This window comes from Paenarthrobacter nitroguajacolicus (assembly GCF_051027655.1).
Lineage (GTDB): Bacteria > Actinomycetota > Actinomycetes > Actinomycetales > Micrococcaceae > Arthrobacter > Arthrobacter nitroguajacolicus.
In genome coordinates, this window is record NZ_CP073234.1 from 442,802 (window position 1) to 460,743 (window position 17,942).

Annotated in this window: 19 protein-coding genes; 8 read left to right on the plus strand and 11 right to left on the minus strand. The window is 62.2% G+C overall.

Going from position 1 to position 17,942, the window contains the following annotated elements:
* Window positions 1-96: 96 nt before the first annotated feature.
* The 4 genes from KCX59_RS02360 (at window position 97) to KCX59_RS02375 (ending at window position 4,629) form a co-directional block, all read left to right on the plus strand.
* Window positions 97-1,443: an ABC transporter substrate-binding protein gene (locus KCX59_RS02360; RefSeq protein ID WP_178993582.1), complete on the plus strand. Its 1,347-nt coding sequence runs from the start codon at window positions 97-99 to the stop codon at window positions 1,441-1,443.
* A gap of 95 nt (window positions 1,444-1,538) precedes the next feature.
* A complete protein-coding gene (locus tag KCX59_RS02365) occupies window positions 1,539-2,504 on the plus strand; it encodes a carbohydrate ABC transporter permease (protein ID WP_178993584.1) in 966 nt (321 codons plus the stop codon).
* A complete protein-coding gene (locus KCX59_RS02370; RefSeq protein ID WP_091464890.1) occupies window positions 2,501-3,466 on the plus strand; it encodes a carbohydrate ABC transporter permease in 966 nt (321 codons plus the stop codon). Before KCX59_RS02365 ends, KCX59_RS02370 begins: the two co-directional genes overlap by 4 nt.
* 113 nt (window positions 3,467-3,579) lie before the next feature.
* The gene (locus KCX59_RS02375) at window positions 3,580-4,629 is read left to right on the plus strand and encodes a LacI family DNA-binding transcriptional regulator (protein WP_178993586.1); all 1,050 of its coding nucleotides are present in this window, start codon (window positions 3,580-3,582) and stop codon (window positions 4,627-4,629) included.
* A 47-nt stretch (window positions 4,630-4,676) separates the two neighbouring features.
* On the opposite strand, the gene KCX59_RS02380 is transcribed toward KCX59_RS02375, so the two are convergent.
* From KCX59_RS02380 to KCX59_RS02400, 5 genes are all read right to left on the minus strand, one after another.
* Window positions 4,677-5,564 (minus strand): hypothetical protein, encoded by an 888-nt coding sequence (locus KCX59_RS02380; RefSeq protein WP_091464893.1) that lies wholly within the window; start codon window positions 5,562-5,564, stop codon window positions 4,677-4,679.
* A 48-nt stretch (window positions 5,565-5,612) separates the two neighbouring features.
* Window positions 5,613-6,419: an exodeoxyribonuclease III gene (locus KCX59_RS02385; protein WP_178993588.1), complete on the minus strand. Its 807-nt coding sequence runs from the start codon at window positions 6,417-6,419 to the stop codon at window positions 5,613-5,615.
* An 85-nt stretch (window positions 6,420-6,504) separates the two neighbouring features.
* Window positions 6,505-7,071 carry an HdeD family acid-resistance protein gene (locus tag KCX59_RS02390; RefSeq protein WP_179016487.1) on the minus strand — a complete coding sequence of 189 codons (567 nt, stop codon included), beginning with the start codon at window positions 7,069-7,071 and terminating at the stop codon, window positions 6,505-6,507.
* 27 nt (window positions 7,072-7,098) lie between these two features.
* On the minus strand, window positions 7,099-7,725 hold the full coding sequence (locus tag KCX59_RS02395; RefSeq protein ID WP_179016486.1) for a response regulator: 627 nt from the start codon (window positions 7,723-7,725) through the stop codon (window positions 7,099-7,101).
* Window positions 7,722-8,954, minus strand: a complete 1,233-nt coding sequence (locus KCX59_RS02400) for a sensor histidine kinase (protein WP_179016485.1) — start codon at window positions 8,952-8,954, stop codon at window positions 7,722-7,724. Before KCX59_RS02400 ends, KCX59_RS02395 begins: the two co-directional genes overlap by 4 nt.
* Window positions 8,955-9,150: 196 nt before the next feature.
* Here KCX59_RS02400 and KCX59_RS02405 point away from each other — a divergent pair, with 196 nt between their 5' ends.
* Both KCX59_RS02405 and KCX59_RS02410 read left to right on the plus strand, forming a co-directional pair.
* The gene (locus tag KCX59_RS02405) at window positions 9,151-9,726 is read left to right on the plus strand and encodes a GlcG/HbpS family heme-binding protein (protein WP_178993596.1); all 576 of its coding nucleotides are present in this window, start codon (window positions 9,151-9,153) and stop codon (window positions 9,724-9,726) included.
* A 10-nt stretch (window positions 9,727-9,736) separates the two neighbouring features.
* Window positions 9,737-10,468, plus strand: a complete 732-nt coding sequence (locus KCX59_RS02410; RefSeq protein WP_179016484.1) for an ankyrin repeat domain-containing protein — start codon at window positions 9,737-9,739, stop codon at window positions 10,466-10,468.
* Here the strand turns inward: KCX59_RS02410 and KCX59_RS02415 are convergent.
* From KCX59_RS02415 to KCX59_RS02425, 3 genes are read right to left on the minus strand one after another with little or no spacing between them, the layout of a single operon-like run.
* Window positions 10,465-11,679, minus strand: a complete 1,215-nt coding sequence (locus KCX59_RS02415; RefSeq protein ID WP_179016483.1) for an acetyl-CoA acetyltransferase — start codon at window positions 11,677-11,679, stop codon at window positions 10,465-10,467. The two genes, KCX59_RS02410 and KCX59_RS02415, sit on opposite strands and share 4 nt — an antisense overlap.
* Window positions 11,676-12,380, minus strand: a complete 705-nt coding sequence (locus KCX59_RS02420; RefSeq protein WP_091464901.1) for a CoA transferase subunit B — start codon at window positions 12,378-12,380, stop codon at window positions 11,676-11,678. Before KCX59_RS02420 ends, KCX59_RS02415 begins: the two co-directional genes overlap by 4 nt.
* 19 nt (window positions 12,381-12,399) lie before the next feature.
* Window positions 12,400-13,131: a CoA transferase subunit A gene (locus tag KCX59_RS02425; RefSeq protein ID WP_179016482.1), complete on the minus strand. Its 732-nt coding sequence runs from the start codon at window positions 13,129-13,131 to the stop codon at window positions 12,400-12,402.
* Window positions 13,132-13,297: 166 nt separating this feature from the next.
* Between KCX59_RS02425 and KCX59_RS02430 the strand changes: the two genes are divergently transcribed.
* On the plus strand, window positions 13,298-14,077 hold the full coding sequence (locus KCX59_RS02430; RefSeq protein WP_179016481.1) for an IclR family transcriptional regulator: 780 nt from the start codon (window positions 13,298-13,300) through the stop codon (window positions 14,075-14,077).
* Here the strand turns inward: KCX59_RS02430 and KCX59_RS02435 are convergent.
* Window positions 14,070-14,642, minus strand: coding sequence for a GNAT family N-acetyltransferase (locus tag KCX59_RS02435; RefSeq protein WP_178993606.1), 573 nt, complete (start codon window positions 14,640-14,642; stop codon window positions 14,070-14,072). The two genes, KCX59_RS02430 and KCX59_RS02435, sit on opposite strands and share 8 nt — an antisense overlap.
* Window positions 14,643-14,852: 210 nt before the next feature.
* Here KCX59_RS02435 and KCX59_RS02440 point away from each other — a divergent pair, with 210 nt between their 5' ends.
* Window positions 14,853-15,533: a fasciclin domain-containing protein gene (locus KCX59_RS02440; RefSeq protein ID WP_179016480.1), complete on the plus strand. Its 681-nt coding sequence runs from the start codon at window positions 14,853-14,855 to the stop codon at window positions 15,531-15,533.
* Between the two features lie 84 nt (window positions 15,534-15,617).
* Here the strand turns inward: KCX59_RS02440 and KCX59_RS02445 are convergent, their stop codons facing one another.
* Both KCX59_RS02445 and KCX59_RS02450 read right to left on the minus strand, forming a co-directional pair.
* The gene (locus tag KCX59_RS02445) at window positions 15,618-15,812 is read right to left on the minus strand and encodes a hypothetical protein (RefSeq protein ID WP_179016479.1); all 195 of its coding nucleotides are present in this window, start codon (window positions 15,810-15,812) and stop codon (window positions 15,618-15,620) included.
* 46 nt (window positions 15,813-15,858) lie between these two features.
* Window positions 15,859-17,898, minus strand: coding sequence for a BCCT family transporter (locus KCX59_RS02450; RefSeq protein ID WP_243836652.1), 2,040 nt, complete (start codon window positions 17,896-17,898; stop codon window positions 15,859-15,861).
* Window positions 17,899-17,942: the final 44 nt, after the last annotated feature.

A 17,942-nucleotide genomic window follows, 5' to 3' on the forward strand; every position in this document is an offset into this window, starting at 1 on the left:
GTAAGCGCTTGCATTGCGTCGCGGATCATGGCTAGTGTGAGCGTCACCACATCAATTGCGCCGCCGAATCTTTGTACTCAGCGAGGAGTCTTTAGCATGAAGAAAACCAAGTACCTGCTACCGGTCGCAGCCGCCGGTGTTCTGGCACTTACCCTTTCCGCCTGTAGCGGAGATGGTGGCGGTGGAGGATCCACCGCCGGCTCGGATGATTGCTCCGCCTACGAAAGCTATGGCAAGCATGACGGCAAGACCGTCTCCGTCTACTCGACGATCGTCGATATCGAAGCCACCAACCTCGAAGAATCCTGGAAGCAGTTCGAAGACTGCACAGGTATCACCGTCAAGTACGAGGGCAGCAAGGAATTCGAAACTCAGATTGGCGTGCGTGCCCAGTCCGGCACCGCCCCTGATGTGGCGATTTTCCCGCAGCCCGGCCTTCTTGCCACCCAGGCACGGGCAGGTTACTTGAAGCCCGCTCCGAAGACCGTCTCCGATCTCGTGGACAAGAACTGGTCCCCGGACTGGAAGAAGTACGGCACCGTGGACGGCACGTACTACGCCGCTCCGATGCTTGCGAACGTCAAGGGCTTTGTTTGGTACGCGCCCAAGACCTTCAAGGACAAGGGCTGGGAAGTTCCCAAGACGTGGGACGAAATGATCGAACTGTCCAAGAAGATCGCCGCAGATGACCCGAACATGAAGCCTTGGTGCGCCGGTTTCGAATCCGGTGAGGCAACTGGCTGGCCCGGCACTGACTGGATCGAGGATGTGGTCCTGCGCGCCCATGGCCCCGAGGTTTACGACCAGTGGGTGGCTCACCAGATCCCGTTCAACGACCCCAAGATCGTTGACTCCTTCAACAAGGCCGGCGACATCCTGCTCAACCCGGACATGGTGAACGGTGGCTTCGGTGACGTTCGCACCATCCTGAGCACCGGTTTCGCACAGGCTGGCCAGCCGGTCCTGGATGGCACTTGCGCCATGCACCACCAGGCCAACTTCCAGGCTGCCAACTGGCCTGCAGGCACCAACGTTGCTGAAGATGGCGACGTATGGGCATTCATCACCCCGCCGATTGACGAAAGCAAGGGCAAGGCAGTCACCGGTGGCGGCGAGATGGTAGGCGCCTACAAGGACACCGCTGAGGTTCAGTCGTTCCTGGCTTACCTGGCCAGCGCCGACTTTGCCAACAACCGCGTGAAGCTGGGCGGCGTGGTCAGTGCCAACAAGGGCCTGGACCCCAACAACGCACAGTCGAACCTCGACAAGCTGACCGTCCAGATCCTTCAGGACCCTGAGACCGTCTTCCGTTTCGATGGCTCGGACCTTATGCCGAGTGCAGTTGGTTCCAACTCCTTCTGGAAGGGCATCGTGCAGTGGATCAACGGCACGTCCTCACAGGATGTTGCCAACAGCATCGAATCCAGCTGGCCTAAGAGCTAACTCCCAAAGCGCTGCCTCCCCTGACTGGAACTCCCAGCGGGGAGGCAGCGCTTTTCCCGGAACTTAGTGATTCACTCACGCCCCGGAGGTTGGGTATGGAATTTATTGGAGAAAAACTCCTTCAAGTAGTGATAGCCCTGGCGATATTCGCAGCGGTCATTGGTCTCATCATGCTGCTGGTGGACAGGGCACCTAAATCGGTCAAGGACAAAGTAACCGTTGCCGGCTTCCTTGCCCCCGCTGCCATCCTGATGCTGGTGGGCCTGGTCTATCCGGCCATCCGCACGTCAATGTTGGCCTTCACGGATGCCGGTGGCAATGTCAACGGTCTTGACAACTTTGTATGGATGTTCACACAGCCCGAGGCTCTGACCACGCTGCGGAACACCGTGATTTGGACCGTCCTGGTTCCCCTGCTGTCTACGAGCTTCGGACTCGCCTACGCAGTATTCATTGACAAGGCCCGCGGCGAAAAGGTACTCAAGTCGCTCGTCTTTATGCCAATGGCCATCTCCTTTGTGGGAGCCGGCATCATCTGGAAGCTCGTCTACGACTACCGCGGCCCGAACATCGAACAAACCGGTGTGATTAACTTCTTCCTCGTCGCCTTGGGGATGGAACCCAAACAGTTCCTCCTTGACGCGCCGGGAAACACCATGTTCCTCATCATTGTGATGGTCTGGATTCAGACCGGCTTCGCGATGGTGATCCTGTCGGCAGCCATCAAGGGAGTACCGGTGGAACTCACCGAGGCAGCCCGCCTGGATGGCGCCAACGCGTGGCAGCAGTTCCGTAACGTCACGATCCCGGGTATCCGTGGAGCTCTGGTGGTTGTCCTGACCACCATTACGATCGCCACGCTCAAGGTCTTCGACATCGTGAGAACCATGACCGCCGGAAACTACGACACCTCGGTAGTTGCCAACGAAATGTACACTCAGGCCTTCCGGGCCGGTGAGCCGGGGCGCGGTGCGGCTTTGGCCTTGATCCTGTTCCTGATGGTGCTGCCCATCGTTGTGTACAACGCACGAGTCCTTCGTAAGCAAAGGGAGATCCATTGACAGCCACGCCAGCCCCGAAAGAGGCCTCGAAGGGCGCCACCCGGCAGCGTCCTGGATCCGATCCCACCGAGGACGCCCAGCCGATGATGCGGCGGGTGAAGACCAAGCTCACGTCCAAGTGGGCAACAGCGGCAGCGATCATCATCGCCGTCGTTTGGTCCGTCCCGACGTTCGGTCTCTTTGTTACCTCATTCCGTCCTGCTGCCAAGCAGGTTGGCCCGCGCTCCGACGGTTGGTGGAATGCGTTCACTGACTGGCAGTTCACGTTCAAGAACTATACGGACGTCCTGGTCCCGGCGGGGTCGCAATCTGCCAACCTTTCCCAGTACTTCGTCAACTCCATAGCGATCGTCATCCCGGTCACCATCTTTGTGCTGGTGCTGGCGTCCATGGCCGCGTACGTCTTCGCGTGGGGGAAGTTCAAGGGGCGCGACGCACTCTTCATCTTCGTCTTCGCACTGCAGATCATCCCCCTGCAGATGGCGCTGATTCCGCTTCTGCAGTTCTTTACGCAGACCTTGCAGCTCCCCGCGGGTTCATACGCGCAGTTGTGGATCGCCCACACTATGTTCGGCCTTCCGCTGGGCATCTTCCTGCTCCACAACTTCATCTCGGAAATTCCCGGTGAAGTCATCGAAGCAGCAAGGGTGGACGGTGCCGGACACAGCACCATCTTCTGGCGGATTATCCTGCCGCTCTCCGTCCCGGCATTGGCATCGCTGGCTATCTTCCAGTTCCTCTGGGTCTGGAATGACCTGCTGGTGGCCTTGGTGTTCTCCGGCGGAACGGCGGACGTGGCTCCGATTACGCAGCGTTTGGCGGAGCTCTCAGGTACCCGTGGTGCCAGGGACTACCTGAACCCGGCAGCAGCATTCGTCTCCATCATCATCCCGCTCCTGGTGTTCTTCGGATTGCAGCGCTACTTCGTGCGCGGCCTGCTGTCCGGCGGCCTCAAGGGCTAGGAACTGCGCCTTCGGTTACGCAGCGCATTACATCGCTGCGTAACCGAGGGCGGCAAAGCACAAGTCCACATTTAAGGTGAAGGCGGAGCAACGGCGGCCGGAGAGGGGAGCCTGTGTCAAAAACAACGGGTAGGTCCCAACGCGGCGGCCATACCGGCGTCAGTATTGAGGACGTCGCCGCAGCTGCCGGAGTTTCCACGGCGACAGTTTCCAGGGCGGTCCGGGGACTGCCCCGGGTATCGCCCGCGACCCGGGAAAAGATCCTCGAAGTCGCCAGTTCTTTGGGGTATGTGGCGTCGTCGTCGGCCTCTGGGCTGGCGACGGGCCGTACGCGCACCATCGGCGTGCTGGCCCCTTTCGTCAGCCGCTGGTTCTTCTCCAAGGCCATTGAAGGCGCGGATCGGGAACTGCATTCACGCAAGTACAACCTTTCCCTGTTCAACCTGGGCGGCCACGGCAGCAACCGTGAGCGGCTCTTCAGTTCCACCATGGTCTACAAGCAGATCGACGCCCTGCTGGTGTTGTGCATGTCTTTGACCGAGGAAGAGCTGGAACACCTCCACAAGATCGATATCCCGCTGGTTGTGGTGGGTGGCCACGTAGAGGATTGCGCGTACATCGGCATCAATGATTACGACGCCGCGTCCACCGCCGTGCGGCATCTGCTGGACCTGGGCCACAAAGACATCGCACTGCTCCATGGCGACGACGAAACGGACCTGAACTTCGACGTCCCCCGCGTGCGTATCCGCGCCTTCCAGGAAGTTATGACCGACGCCGGCCTGGAAGTCCGCCCGGAGTGGGACCAGTGGGGGGATTTCACGGTAACCAGCGGGCAGCAGGCTTTCAATCGTCTTTGGAGTCAGCCCGGCCGCAAGCCAACGGCCATTTTCTGTTCCTCGGACGAGATGGCGATGGGTGTCATTTTCGAAGCAGCCCGCCACGGTGTCCGCGTACCGGAGGACCTCTCGGTCATCGGGATCGACGACCACGACTTCTCGTCGTCCATCGGGCTCACCACCGTCGGGCAGCGTCCAGACAACCAGGCCGAGCTGGCCACCAAGATGCTGCTGGATGAACTGGACGGCAACCCGGGAGCAGTGCATTCAGAGGTGGCCCCCCACAAATTGATCGTGCGCGAGACAACGGCTCCGCCAAGCTAGCGCCAGAGCCAAGCTAGCGCGAAAACCAAGCTTGCGCCGACGCCAAGCTAGGAAGCGCGCGCCAACTGCCGGATGGGAATCCACCGCGAAGCTAGCCGACGGTAGGCAGCGGCTGCACCTGTCATGTCGCCTTCAGCCAGGCACTCGATCCCCAACCGAACATCCATGGGGGACTCGTCCGGATACACCTTGTCAGCTACGGCACCGTAATCGAGCTCCACCATGGACTGGACGTGGAAAAGTTCCAGCCATTCCGTGAGCTGTGTCAGGTCATCCAGCATGTCCAAATCCGGTGCTGCCAGCGCCAGGTGGGCCACGGCGAACCGTGCCCGGTCCAGGGCCTCAGTCAGGGGCGTCCATACCCGGACGGTCAGGATGCGCCCCTCGGATTCCACTACGTCCTTGCGGTCGGACTCGTTGAAAAGCGAGAACCAACTGAACGGGATCCCCCATGTGGAGGCACGGGTATGCACGCGTTTGGCGGCCTCCCCGGCGTTGATGCGATCGATCCTTGCCTGGTGCTTGTCGCGCTGCGAGACCGGAATGAGGAGGTCGGCCAGGGGACTGTGCACGCCGTCCATGAGCGCGTTGGCCGCCAAACCGGCCCGAATCACCAGCTGGCTGGGGCAGTAAAGCAGCCGCCCGGCGTCGTTATCTTCTTTCCCGGACACCGCGGCGTGACGCCCGCTGGGCACGCGCGTCATCCGGACCAGGTCCGTGCGGCCCGTGGGGAAAGGATCGCCGCCGGAGCGCGTGATGCGTCCCAGCGACGCCTGGAGTTCAGCATTTTCGACGGCGGCCCGGGATCCGTTCTTGCTGCCCTCCGCAACGAGTTGGCGCTGCTGTTCAGGCGGGAACGCGTCCAGGGGCTCGTAAATGCGCAGCGACGAAGAGAACGGCAGACCTGCCTGGCCCCGATACAGGTTTCCAGTCATGTCAGCCGCCCCTTTCGTTAGTGACCTTGTACTTGGTCTGCGAGGTACTTAGTCTGCGATTTCCACGATGACGGGAGCGTGGTCCGAAGCACCCTTGCCCTTGCGCTCTTCGCGGTCGATGGAGGCTCCGGTGACGCGTGAAGCCAACGCCGGGGAGGCCAGGCAGAAGTCGATGCGCATGCCTTCCTTCTTGGGGAAGCGAAGCTGCGTGTAGTCCCAGTACGTGTACACGCCGGGGCCCGGAGTATAGGGACGGACGACGTCGGTGAACCCTGCGGTTTCGAAGGCGTGGAACGCGGCGCGCTCGGGTTCGCTGACATGGGTGTAATTGTTGTTGCGGAAGAGCTCGATGTCCCACACGTCGTCATCGAACGGGGCGATGTTCCAGTCACCCATGAGCGCGATCTGGGCGGTGGGATCGGACTTCACCCATTCGGCCGCGTGGCCCTGCAGAACGTCAAGCCACTTGATCTTGTACGGCATGTGTTCGTCGTCCAGCGAGCGGCCATTGGGAACGTAGAGGCTCCAGATGCGGATGCCGCCGCAGGTGGCTGCGATGGCGCGGGCTTCCTGCGCGGGATCCTTACCTGCCTTGCCGAACGCAGGCTGGTCCAGGAAGGTTCGCTGCACGTCCTCCAGGCCCACTCGGGAAGCGATGGCAACACCGTTCCACTGGTTGACGCCAAAGTGCGCAACCTCGTAACCCATGCGCTCGAAGAGCTCCCACGGGAAGTTCTCGTCCTTGCACTTGGTCTCCTGGATGGCCAGGACATCGCAGTCGCTGCGCTCAAGCCAGGCTTCTACGCGGTCGGCACGGGCGCGGAGGGAGTTCACATTCCAGGTTGCTATCTTCACAGCCACTAACTTACCGAACTTGGCGCTGAGCGCATCCCCTGCTGCCCTTTTTGCCGTTCACAACCAGCGTAGAACCAGCGCAGAACTAGCGCGCGAACAGCGGCGGTGAACTGGCCAGCTTGCGGAGCCCGATGCCCGAGGCGATGAGGAGCAACCCTGTCAGGATCGCGAACCCGGCCAGCATCCACACCAGGCTCAGGAAGCCCAGCCCCGGGTTGAAAAGGACAACGATCCCAAACACAGTGGTGACGAGTCCCGTCAGGAACCAGAGGCCCCAGCTCCGGATGAAGCTCCTGGCAGCCAGCGCCAGGATGATTTGCGAGAGACCCAGGACCAGGGCCCACAATCCGATGAGGACGCCAATTGCTGCTGCCGTTATTCCCGGCAACGCAATTGCCACGATGCCGGCCGCGATGGAGATAAGGCCGCCCACTACAGTCCAACGGGAACGGCCTGCGGGGTCGTAGAAATAATGCGCCACGCTGGTAATTCCGTCAATGATTGCGAAAATGCCGAACATGACAACTACCACCAAGGCAGTAGCGCTCGGTAAAACAGTGATCAATAGACCAAAAACTATGGAAAGGGCTCCCCGGACCAGCAAAGCAGTTCCCGGGTTTTTGAACATTTTGCGATCCGCTACGTCCGACATACGGTCAGCGTAACCAACGGCGTGCCTTCACCGCATCCCCTCGCGCCGGATAGCTGTGGCAATCGCTGCGGCCCGCGTCTCCACACCCAGCTTGGCGTAGATGTGGGCGAGGTGGGTTTTGACTGTTGCCTCGGAAATGAACAGGCGTTTACCCAGATCGCGGTTGCTGAGTCCCTCTGTGAGGAGGCTGAGTAACTCTGCTTCGCGGGGAGTGAGGATCTCGTCAGGATTACGCAATTGCTGGAACAGGCGTGAGGCCACCGGTGCACTCATCACGCTCTTCCCCTGCACAGCGCCGCGCACGGCTGCGAAGATCTCCTCCGGTGCGGCGTCCTTGAGCAAATAGCCCATTGCTCCGGCATCAACTGCGCGGACGATGTCGGCGTCGGAATCGTAGGTGGTGAACACGATGACGGCCTGCTTCGGGTTCCACTGGCGGAGTAGTTTGATGGCTTCGATGCCATCCATTCCGGCGCCCATCGCGAGGTCCATGAGGACTACCGCGGGCTTATGCTCGTGCGCAGCTTCCAGTGCTTCCTCGCCAGAGGCTGCTTCCCCGACGACGGCGATATCACCCTGGGTGCCCAACAGCGCCTTGAGCCCGCTCCGGACTACGGTGTGGTCGTCCACGAGGAGCACGGAGATGGTGTTCACAGTGCCTCCTTCAGGGCATTTGCCGGATCAGCAAGCCGGGTCAGCGGGAACTGCGCCGCAATGATGGTTCCTTCGCCGGGCGAGCTCTCCACAGACAATTCTCCGCCCAACTGTTCCACACGCTGTCGCATGGCCCGCAGGCCGTATCCTCCGTTAGCAGAAGGCGGAGGTACTGCGTCGGGATCGAAGCCGCGGCCGTCGTCGAACACGTCCAAGGTGACGGCATCCGGAAGGTACCCCAAGGTCACACTGGCGTGATCCGCGTGTGCATGGAGTTTGATGTTGGCAACTGCGCTTTGGGTGACGCGGAGCAAGGCATGCCGCACCTCGGAAGGAAGGGGGCGCACTTCACCCGTGACGCGGATGCTAACGGTCTCAACGTACTGCCGGGCTGCGTGTTCCAAGGCCTCCGGGAGCGGGCCTGTTTCCAGGCCCGGGGCGGAAAGTTCGTGCACCAGGCTACGGGTATCGGCGAGGTTGCGCCGGAGCAAATCTGTTGCCTTGCGTACGTCTTGGTGGGCGGTTTCGGCGGGCCACGCGCGCTGGGCGGCCTCGAGGAGGAGCAGGCTGCTGGCCAAGCCTTGGGTGACGGTGTCGTGGATCTCGCGGGAAACACGCTCGCGCTCAGAAGCGACTCCGGCTTCACGTTGCTTGGTGGCGAGCTGCTCCTGGGCCTGGGTGACGTCGTCGAAAAGTTTGCGTTGCAGGGCCGCGTCGCGCTCGATCTTGTCGTAGATCAGGGTGAGTAGGGCGCCCGCTGCGAGCGGGCCGAGCAGCATGGCGATGTCCGTCCAGTCGCTCATCCGGAAGAGCCCGACGGCGGTGGCGGCCGCCGTCGCACCTCCCGCCACGTAGCCGGCCCAGCCTCGGAAAGCCGTCCGTGTGAGGAAGAAGATGGCGAAGGAACACCACGCGAAGCTCGGGGCGATCACCACCAACGCGGCCCAGGCTGCAACCAACGCCACCATCCACGGAATCCACAGCTGTTGCTTGCGTTGGTCCGGGTGCTGACGGTGGACCAACACGGCGGTCACCGCGTACAGGGCACACACCGCAATGGCCAGGGCGACGGTCCACAAGTTGTCCGCGGGGGAGTGGCGCATGACGTACCTGACCGCAGAGGCCACCATCAGGACGGCAAAGCCCAAGTGCACAACTACATCAATGCGGCCATCAAGCCTGCTGCTGGTCCCGTTGCCGGGCTCTGGCCGTGGACGTGCAGTTGGCATGGGTGGTTCCCGTTCCCGGTTTTCGGTGGAAGGCGTTCTTTCCATGCTAGATCCCGGCGCTGTCATTGGTCTCTCCACCTTTTGGCTGATACCGGTGGCGGAAAGGATGAGCCGGGGAGGGGCGCCCGGCCGATGTGGCTGTGGGCCGTCCGCGAAAGCATGGAGCTGTACCCGATGCTCACAACAAGGAGACCCCGTGAAGAAGTCCAACAAGATGATTGCCGCCGCTGCTGCCGGAGCATTGTTGCTCACCGGCGGTGTCACTGCCGTTGCCAACGCAGTGTCACCCGCGGCCGCGCCTGCTGCCGCGCCGGTGAAGGTTGCCGCAGACGTTCTGCCTGCCCCGGAGAACGTCGTAGCCCAGAACCGCATCTCCGTGGGGGCGTCCAGCAAGGCCGTCAATGCCGCCCTCGCGAAGTGCCAGGCCGACAAGCTGCCGTTCGTGACCGTGGCACTGGTTGACCGCTTCGGCACCGTCCAGGCCCTCCTCCGTGGTGACAACGCCGCCGAGCACACCATCGAAGCCGCCAAACAGAAGGCCTACACCGCAGCAGCTTTCGGTGCTCCCACCAGTGAACTCGCCAAACGCATCAACGGTAACGGCCCGTCCATCGCCGACCTTCCCGGCACCTTGTTCCTGCCCGGCGGTGTTCCGCTGAAGGTCAATGGCGTTTCAGTGGCCGGCATCGGAGTTGGCGGCGCCCCCGACGGCGCCCTCGACGAAGCCTGCGCCACAGCCGGTGCCGATGCGTTGGCTGCGGCCGCGAAGTAGCCTCGACAGTATGAATTCCCTGAAGGGGCGGGGCCTGGCCGCCGGTTCGGTGATCGGTGCTGGTTTGCTGATCGCCGGGCTCGTGGCCGGCTGTGCTCCGTCGTCGCCTCTGCCGGCAGGGACAGGCACGACGGCGGCCCCGCCTTCCAGCCCGGCCCCGCCTCCCGTAGCCCCCAGCCCGACCGCGACGTCGAGCGCAAGTCCTGGCCCGACGTCGTCGGCTGCTGTGCCACCCAAACTGTTACCGGAGGCCCAAATCGAAACCGACCGACTCCTGATTCTCGCCGCAAAGGCCAACGATGTTGCCCGAGTCCGGGAATTGATCGCGGCGGGCGGGAACGTCAATGCCAAGGACGACATCCAGGACTCCGCGTTCCTCTACGCAGGTGCTGAAGGCTTCAACGAGGTCCTGCAGTTGACGTTGAATGCTGGAGCGGATGTTCGCAGCACCAATCGGTACGGCGGCACCGCGCTGATCCCTGCGAGCGAACATGGACATACGGAAACGGTCAGGATTCTGATCGCAGCGGGTGTGCCCGTGGACCACGTCAACAATCTGGGCTGGACCGCCATGCAGGAAGCCATCCTGCTCAACAACGGCGGGCCCAATCAGCAGGACGTGGTCCGGCAACTCCTGGCTGCCGGAGCCAACCCGGACATCCGCGACCCCCAAGGCCGAACCGCCCTGCAAAATGCAGAGCGGCTCGGGTTTACGGAAATCGCGGAGCTGATCCGGGGCTAGAGCGCTTCCAGCACGCTCACGTAGTTGGCGATGCCCACGCCGCCCATGTTCTGGACCGCGCCCCGGCGGGCATTGGATAATTGCATGTCGCCCGCCGTGCCGCTGAGTTGCATGGCCGCGATGACGTGCTGCGACACACCAGTGGCACCCACCGGGTGGCCCTTCGCTTTGAGTCCGCCGGAGACGTTGACGGGCAGCTTGCCGTCCTTGTAAACCCAGCCCTCTTGGACGGCTCGCGCGCCCTCACCGCGGGGAGTGAGGCCCATGGCTTCGTACATGATGAGTTCGGCGATGGTGAAGCAGTCGTGCACCTCCGCGAAGTCCAGGTCCTGGAGCCCAATTCCCGCCATGCCCAGCGCGCGCTCCCACGAAGCCCTGGTGGCAGCAAACTCGGTGGGATCGCGCTTCTCCGCCGGGAAGAAGTCGTTGGCGTGGCCGAAACCAGCCAGGCGCACCGGCGCGGTTGCGCCTCCGGTAGCGGACGTGGAAAGCACGACGGCGGCGGCACCGTCCGAGACCGGCGAACAGTCCGTGCGGCGCAAGGGTTCGGCCACCATGGGGTTCTTCTCTGAGATGGTCCGGCAGAACTCCTCGCCGAAGTCGCGGTGCATTTGGGCGTAGGGGTTGTTCATGCCGTTGTGGTGGTTCTTGGCAGCGATGGAACCTAGGACATCACCGAGGCCGCCTTCGAATCCCGGGCCGGTGATGCCGGCCCCGTAGCGCTTCCCGTAGTGCTTGGCCACCTCAGCGAACAACCCTGTAAATCCCGTGGAAGAGGCTTTTCCTGCCATCTCGTACGAAGCGCCGAGCAAGGCCGCCCCCACAACGTCGGCGCCGGCGTCGGTCATCTTCTCAGCCCCGATCACCAGGACGTTGCGGGCAGTCCCGGCCAGGACGGACTTGACGCCCTGCTGGAAAGCCGCGGAACCGGAAGCGCAAGCATTCTCGGTGCGCGTCGCGGGAACGTTAGCCAAGTCTGCGGACAACTGAAGTGCCAGCGACGACGTGAATCCCAAGGGCTGCATTCCGGAGTTGAACTGCCCGAGGTAAATTTCGTCGATGTCCTTGGGATCGAGCCCAGAGTTCTTAATCGCTTCGCCGGCAACCTGGACAATGAGCGACTCCAAGGTGTCATCAGTCAGTTTGCCGAACTGGCTGTGCCCCCACCCTGTGAGCAGGATGTCCTTGCCGAATTGGTCCTTCAGGCTCATGCGTTTACTCCTTCAAGTGCGTGTTCCTCAGAGGCGAGCGCCACCGTGAACTCTGCCTCGGTGTTGCTGCGGATCTCTTCCACCGTGACGCCAGGGGCGAGGCGGGTCAGCAGCAGCTGCGTGCCGCCGTCGGGTGTTTCCGCTGTGGACGGTGTTTCCTCGATGTCGAAAACGGCGAGGTCCGTGATGATCCGGTCAACGCACTTGAGTCCCGTCAGCGGGAGCGTGCATTCGGCCACGATCTTGGCCGAACCGTCCTTGGCGTTGTGCTCGGTGAGGACCACCACCCTCGGTGTACCCGCCACCAGGTCCATGGCTCCGCCCATGCCTTTGACCATCTTGCCGGGGATGGTCCAGTTGGCCAGGTCGCCCGAGCCGGACACCTGCATGGCGCCCAGGATGGCCACCTTCACGTGTCCGCCGCGGATCATGCCGAACGACGTGGCGGAGTCGAAGATGCTGCCACCGGGGGTGATGGTGACGGTCTGCTTGCCTGCGTTGATAAGGTCGGCGTCTTCCTCGCCCTCATACGGGAAAGGGCCCATACCGAGCAGACCGTTCTCGCTTTGGAGGACCACCCGCACGCCGTCAGGCAGGTTGTTGGCCACCAACGTGGGAATGCCGATGCCGAGGTTGACGTAATCGCCGTCGTTCAGTTCTTCGGCCGCGATGGCGGCCATTTGGTCTCGTGTCCATGCCATGGTGATGTGCTCCTTGTTCTTAGGCCGTTACTGATTCGGCATGCTGTGCCTCGAGTCGCTCCCGGACCGTGCGCTGTTCAATGTCCTTGACCCGATCAGTGGCTTGGACCAGCCGCTGGACGTAAACGCCCGGGGTGACAATGTGATTCGGGTCCAGCTGGCCGGGTTGAACAATGACCTCAGCCTCGGCGATGGTCACTGCACCCGCTGTGGCAACCACCGGGTTGAAGTTGCGGGCCGTGTAGCGATAAATCAGGTTCCCGTCCGTGTCTGCAGTGTGGGCGTGGACCAGGGCGACGTCGGCGGTGATGGCGCGCTCGCGGACGTACGTCACGCCGTCGAACTCTTCCAGCGGCTTGCCTTCGGCAACCAGGGTCCCCACTCCCGCTCGCGTGTAGAACGCCGGAATGCCGGCGCCGCCAGCGCGGAGACGCTCGGCGAGTGTGCCCTGCGGCGTGAACTCGACCTCAAGCTTCCCGGCCAGGTACTGCTCGGCGAACAGTCTGTTCTCACCGACATAAGATGCGATGACCTTCCGGACCTGCCCCGCCTCGATGAGGACGCCTAGCCCCTTGCCGTCCACGCCCATGTTGTTGGACACGATCGTGAGATCCTTGGCGCCGGACTCACGGACGGCGTCGATGAGGTCGGCGGGAATGCCGCTGAGTCCAAAACCTCCGACGGCGATGGTCAGGCCGTCTGCCATCAGGTCATGTAACGCTTGGGCTGCGCTCGCTTGGATCTTGGTCATGCTCGACTCCTCTTTGAGTTCATTGCCGTGCATCCACTTTGTGGACTGCTCTCACTCTTGAGAAGGAGCCTAGGTTGCCTTTGTTAGGCGGTCAATGCGCGTACCTTCCAGATACTCAGGGTATGGACACTACACTGGAGGGTGTCCATATTATGGATGAAATCCGATGGAGGGTGCTGTGGTGGTACAGGGAGCGCAAGTGGTGGGTCGGGTGGCCCTGCTGCTTAGGCTGGTGGGACGCAGGCCCGAGGGCACCTCTTTGGCGGGCTTGGTGCGCGAGTCCGGGCTGACCCGGCCAACCGTCCACCGGCTACTGACGTCACTGGCCGCGGAGGGCTTGCTGGAACACGATTCCACCTCCGGGAAGTGGGTGTTGGGTCCGGAGATCTTCCTGCTGGGATCAGTGGCCGCTGCACGTTTCCCTATGGAGGACATTGCGCGGCCCTCGCTGCGCAGGTTGGCTGCAGAGACCGGGGAGAGTGCCTTCTTCTCCATTCGTCGTGGCAACGAAACAGTGTGCGTGCTGCGGGAAGAAGGCTCCTTTCCGGTGCGGTCCTTCGTGCTGCACGAAGGGGTGCGCTTTCCCTTGGGAGTCGCTTCGGCCGGCACTGCCATCATGGCTTTCCTGCCTCCCGACGAACAGGAGTCGTTGTTGGGCGAATGGGCTACGCATGCCGGCGACTTTGCGGCGGGCCATCCTGCAGACGTGGTGCGGGGCAATCTGGAACGGACGCGGCTGGCTGGCTACTCCGTGAATCCCGGGTTGATCCTGGAAGGTAGCTGGGGCATGGGAGCGGCTGTGTTTGATCAGCAGGGACGGCCAGCATGGGCTCTTTCCTTGACGGGAATTGAGCCGCGATTCCGTGCGGACCGCCAGGAATTCCTCGGGAAACTGCTGCTCGAGGAAGCGCACAGGATGACGGCGCGACTGCAGGGAGTTAGTTGAGGTCCAGCCGCATCAGCACTCTCGGGAAACCGTTCAGGACCGACGTCGTCTCGGCCACCTTCTTGAAGCCAGCCTTCTCGAAAAGCCTCCGGGTGCCAACGTAGGCCATGGTCAGGTCCACCTTGCCGCCTTTGTTGTCCACGGGGTAACCCTCAATCGCGGGCGCGCCGTGGCTCTTTGCGAAGTCGATCGCGCCGCGGAGCAGCTCGTGGGAAATTCCTTTGCCGCGATGCCCGGGCCGCACCCGGATGCACCAGACCGACCACACCTTGGTCTCATCCACGTGGGGAATCTTGCGGTTTTTCGCAAAAGTCGTGTCCTCGCGAGGGTGGACGGCTGCCCACCCAACTACTTCGTCGCCGTCGTAAGCCAGAACGCCGGGAGGCGGGTCCTCGGCCACCAGCTTCTTCACGAACTTCCCGCGCTCCTGTTTTTGGAGCTCCTGGTTCAGTTTCGATGGAATCCTGTAGCTGAGGCACCAGCACACGTTGGCATCGGGGCTCTTGGGCCCCACCATGGTCTTCACGTCGTCGAACACCGTCGCTGGGCGAACCTCGATAGCCATTCGTCCATCCTGTCACCGGGATGAACCCCTCCACTAGGCCTGCGGAGACTGGCTCAAAAAAACTTTTTCAATCCGCACCCATCCACCCTGTCCCGACCTCCGAATAGCTGGTGAGACACAAACCGCTGGTGAAGCAAAAGCAACACCTGCAGCCCGTGTCCCACCACCCACTGGACCCAACGCCCTGGTTCCAAAAACAAGGAGAATGACATGTTGTCCACAAAGCGCCCCGCCCTCGCCTTCGTTGGCCTCACTGCAGCCGCCCTTCTCGGTCTCACTGCCTGTGGTGGTTCCAGCACCTCCAGCACACCGGCTGCTACATCTGCCGCCCCGGAAACCTCCATGGCGGCACCGTCGCCGTCGGCCTCCGCCATGAGCAGCGCCGCCATGGATCCGGCCGCTAACCTTGTGGGCCCCGGCTGCGCCGGTTACGCCGCACAGGTTCCGGACGGTGCCGGATCGGTCATGGGCATGGCCCAGGACCCGGTAGCCGTAGCAGCATCGAACAACCCGCTGCTCAAGACCCTGACCGCCGCTGTTTCGGGCAAGCTCAACCCCAAGGTGGACCTGGTTTCCACCCTGAACGGCAGCGAATTCACGGTGTTCGCGCCGGTTGACGATGCCTTCGCCAAGATCGACCCCGCAACAATCGAGACGCTCAAGACGGACGATGCCCTGCTGAGCAAGATTCTCACCTACCACGTAGTCCCCGGTCAGCTGACCCCGGACCAGATCGTCGGCACCCACAAGACTGTCCAGGGTGGCGAAGTGACGGTTGCCGGCACCAAGGATGCCCTCACGGTTGACGGAGCTTCCAATGTGATCTGCGGTGGCGTCCAGACCGCCAACGCCACGGTCTACCTGATCGACTCGGTGCTGATGCCCAAATAGGCTTTAGCTTCCACCAGTACTAACAAAAAGCAGGCGCCGGAATCCCGGCGCCTGCTTTGTTGTGTTGGAATCAGCGTGTTGTTGCTAGCGGCTGAAGTCAGTGTCGACGTAGGAACCGGCCCTGTTGTGTTCCGATCCGCAGGGGCAGCGGTCAACCTCGATCCGGACTGTCACCGGTTTGGAAGCGTCCAGGGTGAGGGTCACGTCCTCACCGGCGTGGTTGCTGGGGCTGGCCTGGGTGTTGAGACGGAGAGTTCCGTTGGCAGAAGTGTTGGACATGGTGGACCTTACTGACGTGTGAATGGGGGTCAGCCAAAAAGCTGGGTTATTTGTGGTCGGAATCCTGTTGGGGCTTGCCGACCAGGGGAATGGTTCCCGTGGGCGTTCCCCCGGCGCAATCGGAGTCCGTGCACTTTTCGGCGCAGTCGTGTTTGGTGACGAGGTCGAACTGAACGCCGCCATGTTGCTCAACGCCCGTTCGGATGGCTCGTTCCACCACCGAAGTGGCCAATCGCTTGTGCAACTGGAGCGGGTCCCGGCGAAGGTCCTTGACCAGTGCGAAGCAGAGCAACAGCATGACGATCACGAAAGGCAGGGCTGCCACGATGGTGACTCTTTGCAGGCCCGACAAGGCTTCCGATGGTTTATCGCCGCCGGCAAGCAGCATGACCGCTGCCACTGCGCCCGTGAGGCTTCCCCAGAAGATCACCACTCCTCGCCGCGGGTGCTCGGCACCATTAGAGCTAAGGGATCCCATCACGATGGAGGCTGCATCGGCGCCGGTGACGAAGAAGATCGCCACCAGGACCATGGCCAGGACGATGACCGCTGCTGTCAGCCAGCCGGGCATGCCCAGGTTCTTCACGAGGTCGAAGAGGGCGCCATCGAAGTTGATGGAGGGTGCGCCGTCCACCATGGTCACAAGCCCGGGCGTGCCGGCCTTGTCTGCCTCTTGCTGGACGTGGAAAGCGGCGCCGCCGAAGATGCCGAACCAGATGACGCTGACAACGCTGGGCACCAGCAGGACGCCGGTGACGAACTGGCGGATGGTGCGTCCGCGGCTGATGCGGGCGATGAACATCCCGACGAAGGGCGTCCAGGAGATCCACCAGGCCCAGTAGAAGATCGTCCAGCTGGTCATCCAGCTACGCAGGGACTCGTCTCCCACAGCTTCGGTCCGTGATGACATTTCGGCGAGGTCCCTGGCGTAGTCGCCTACGGCGGAAGGGATCAGGTTAAGGATGAACAGGGTGGGTCCGGCTACAAACACAATCAGGGCGAGAATAACAGCCAGGACCATATTGATGTTGGAGAGCCACTGGATGCCTCGGCTGATGCCTGACACAGCGGATGCCACGAAGCAGAAGGTCAGTATGGCCACAATAACCACGAGCACCGGAGTGCCGATCTCACCCAGCCAGCCATTCGACGTCATGCCGCTGCCGATCTGGAGGGCGCCGAGGCCCAGCGAAGCGGCAGTTCCGAAGAGTGTGGCGAAGATGGCCAGGATGTTGATGAACTTCCCGAGCGGCCCTTCCACCATGCGGATGCCGAAAAGCGAGGTGAAGGCTGCCGAAACCAGTTGCTTGCGGCCCAGGCGGTAGGTGCCGTATGCCATGGCGATACCGACCACTGCGTACATGGCCCACGGGTGCAGGGTCCAGTGGAAGATCGATGTGGCCATGGCGGTCTGGATGGCTGCCGGAGTGCGGCCGTCCACTGTTCCCGGCGGCGGCGAGATGTAGTGGTACAGCGGTTCGGCCACACCGTAGAACATGAGCCCGATGCCCATGCCGGCGGCGAACATCATGGCCACCCAGGAAATGGTCCGGAACTCGGGCTTCTCGCCGTCCTTGCCCAGCGGTATGTTGCCAAACTTGCCGAGGGCAAGCCACAGGACGAAGACGACGAACAATGAGGCGAGGACCATGAAGAGCCAGCCGGTGTACTCCATAACCCAGTTCAGGGCGCCTTTGGAGGTATCTGAGAGGCTGTCGCGCCCGACAAATCCCCAGACCACGAAGGCGACGGCGATGGCGCCCGTGATCCCGAAGGTGACTTTGTCGAGGGTAAGTTTGCGGTTCCGGCGGGCCGAAACGGCCTGCTCGGTCTTGGCGTGGCGCAGCTCTTCCATGATCTGTTCGTATTCTTCAGAATCCGGAAGGGTTTCAGCGCCTCCGTCCTCAGCGTCGAGGGCGGCCAAGTTGGTGTCGTCGGTGGAGATCCTGATGACTTCCTCAGGGTTCTCCGCGTGGGCAGGGCTGGTTGATGTGGTGGAACTGGCTGCTGTTGAAGCACCCGCCAATTGATCGTCGGCAGGTAACTCCTCTGGTGTTAAGGATTTTGTGTCGCTGTTTATAGCCATGAGCGGGTCCTTTGCTCGGCGAGTCATGGGTTTGCGTTTATACA

Coding starts and splice junctions, on each gene's coding strand:
- KCX59_RS02360 (WP_178993582.1), top strand. CDS start 97: ATGAAGAAAACCAAGTACCTGCTACCGGTCGCAGCCGCCGGTGTTCTG.
- KCX59_RS02365 (WP_178993584.1), top strand. CDS start 1,539: ATGGAATTTATTGGAGAAAAACTCCTTCAAGTAGTGATAGCCCTGGCG.
- KCX59_RS02380 (WP_091464893.1), bottom strand. CDS start 5,564: ATGACTGGAAACCTGTATCGGGGCCAGGCAGGTCTGCCGTTCTCTTCG.
- KCX59_RS02390 (WP_179016487.1), bottom strand. CDS start 7,071: ATGTCGGACGTAGCGGATCGCAAAATGTTCAAAAACCCGGGAACTGCT.
- KCX59_RS02400 (WP_179016485.1), bottom strand. CDS start 8,954: ATGCCAACTGCACGTCCACGGCCAGAGCCCGGCAACGGGACCAGCAGC.
- KCX59_RS02410 (WP_179016484.1), top strand. CDS start 9,737: ATGAATTCCCTGAAGGGGCGGGGCCTGGCCGCCGGTTCGGTGATCGGT.
- KCX59_RS02415 (WP_179016483.1), bottom strand. CDS start 11,679: ATGAGCCTGAAGGACCAATTCGGCAAGGACATCCTGCTCACAGGGTGG.
- KCX59_RS02420 (WP_091464901.1), bottom strand. CDS start 12,380: ATGGCATGGACACGAGACCAAATGGCCGCCATCGCGGCCGAAGAACTG.
- KCX59_RS02425 (WP_179016482.1), bottom strand. CDS start 13,131: ATGACCAAGATCCAAGCGAGCGCAGCCCAAGCGTTACATGACCTGATG.
- KCX59_RS02430 (WP_179016481.1), top strand. CDS start 13,298: ATGGAGGGTGCTGTGGTGGTACAGGGAGCGCAAGTGGTGGGTCGGGTG.
- KCX59_RS02435 (WP_178993606.1), bottom strand. CDS start 14,642: ATGGCTATCGAGGTTCGCCCAGCGACGGTGTTCGACGACGTGAAGACC.
- KCX59_RS02440 (WP_179016480.1), top strand. CDS start 14,853: ATGTTGTCCACAAAGCGCCCCGCCCTCGCCTTCGTTGGCCTCACTGCA.
- KCX59_RS02445 (WP_179016479.1), bottom strand. CDS start 15,812: ATGTCCAACACTTCTGCCAACGGAACTCTCCGTCTCAACACCCAGGCC.
- KCX59_RS02450 (WP_243836652.1), bottom strand. CDS start 17,898: ATGGCTATAAACAGCGACACAAAATCCTTAACACCAGAGGAGTTACCT.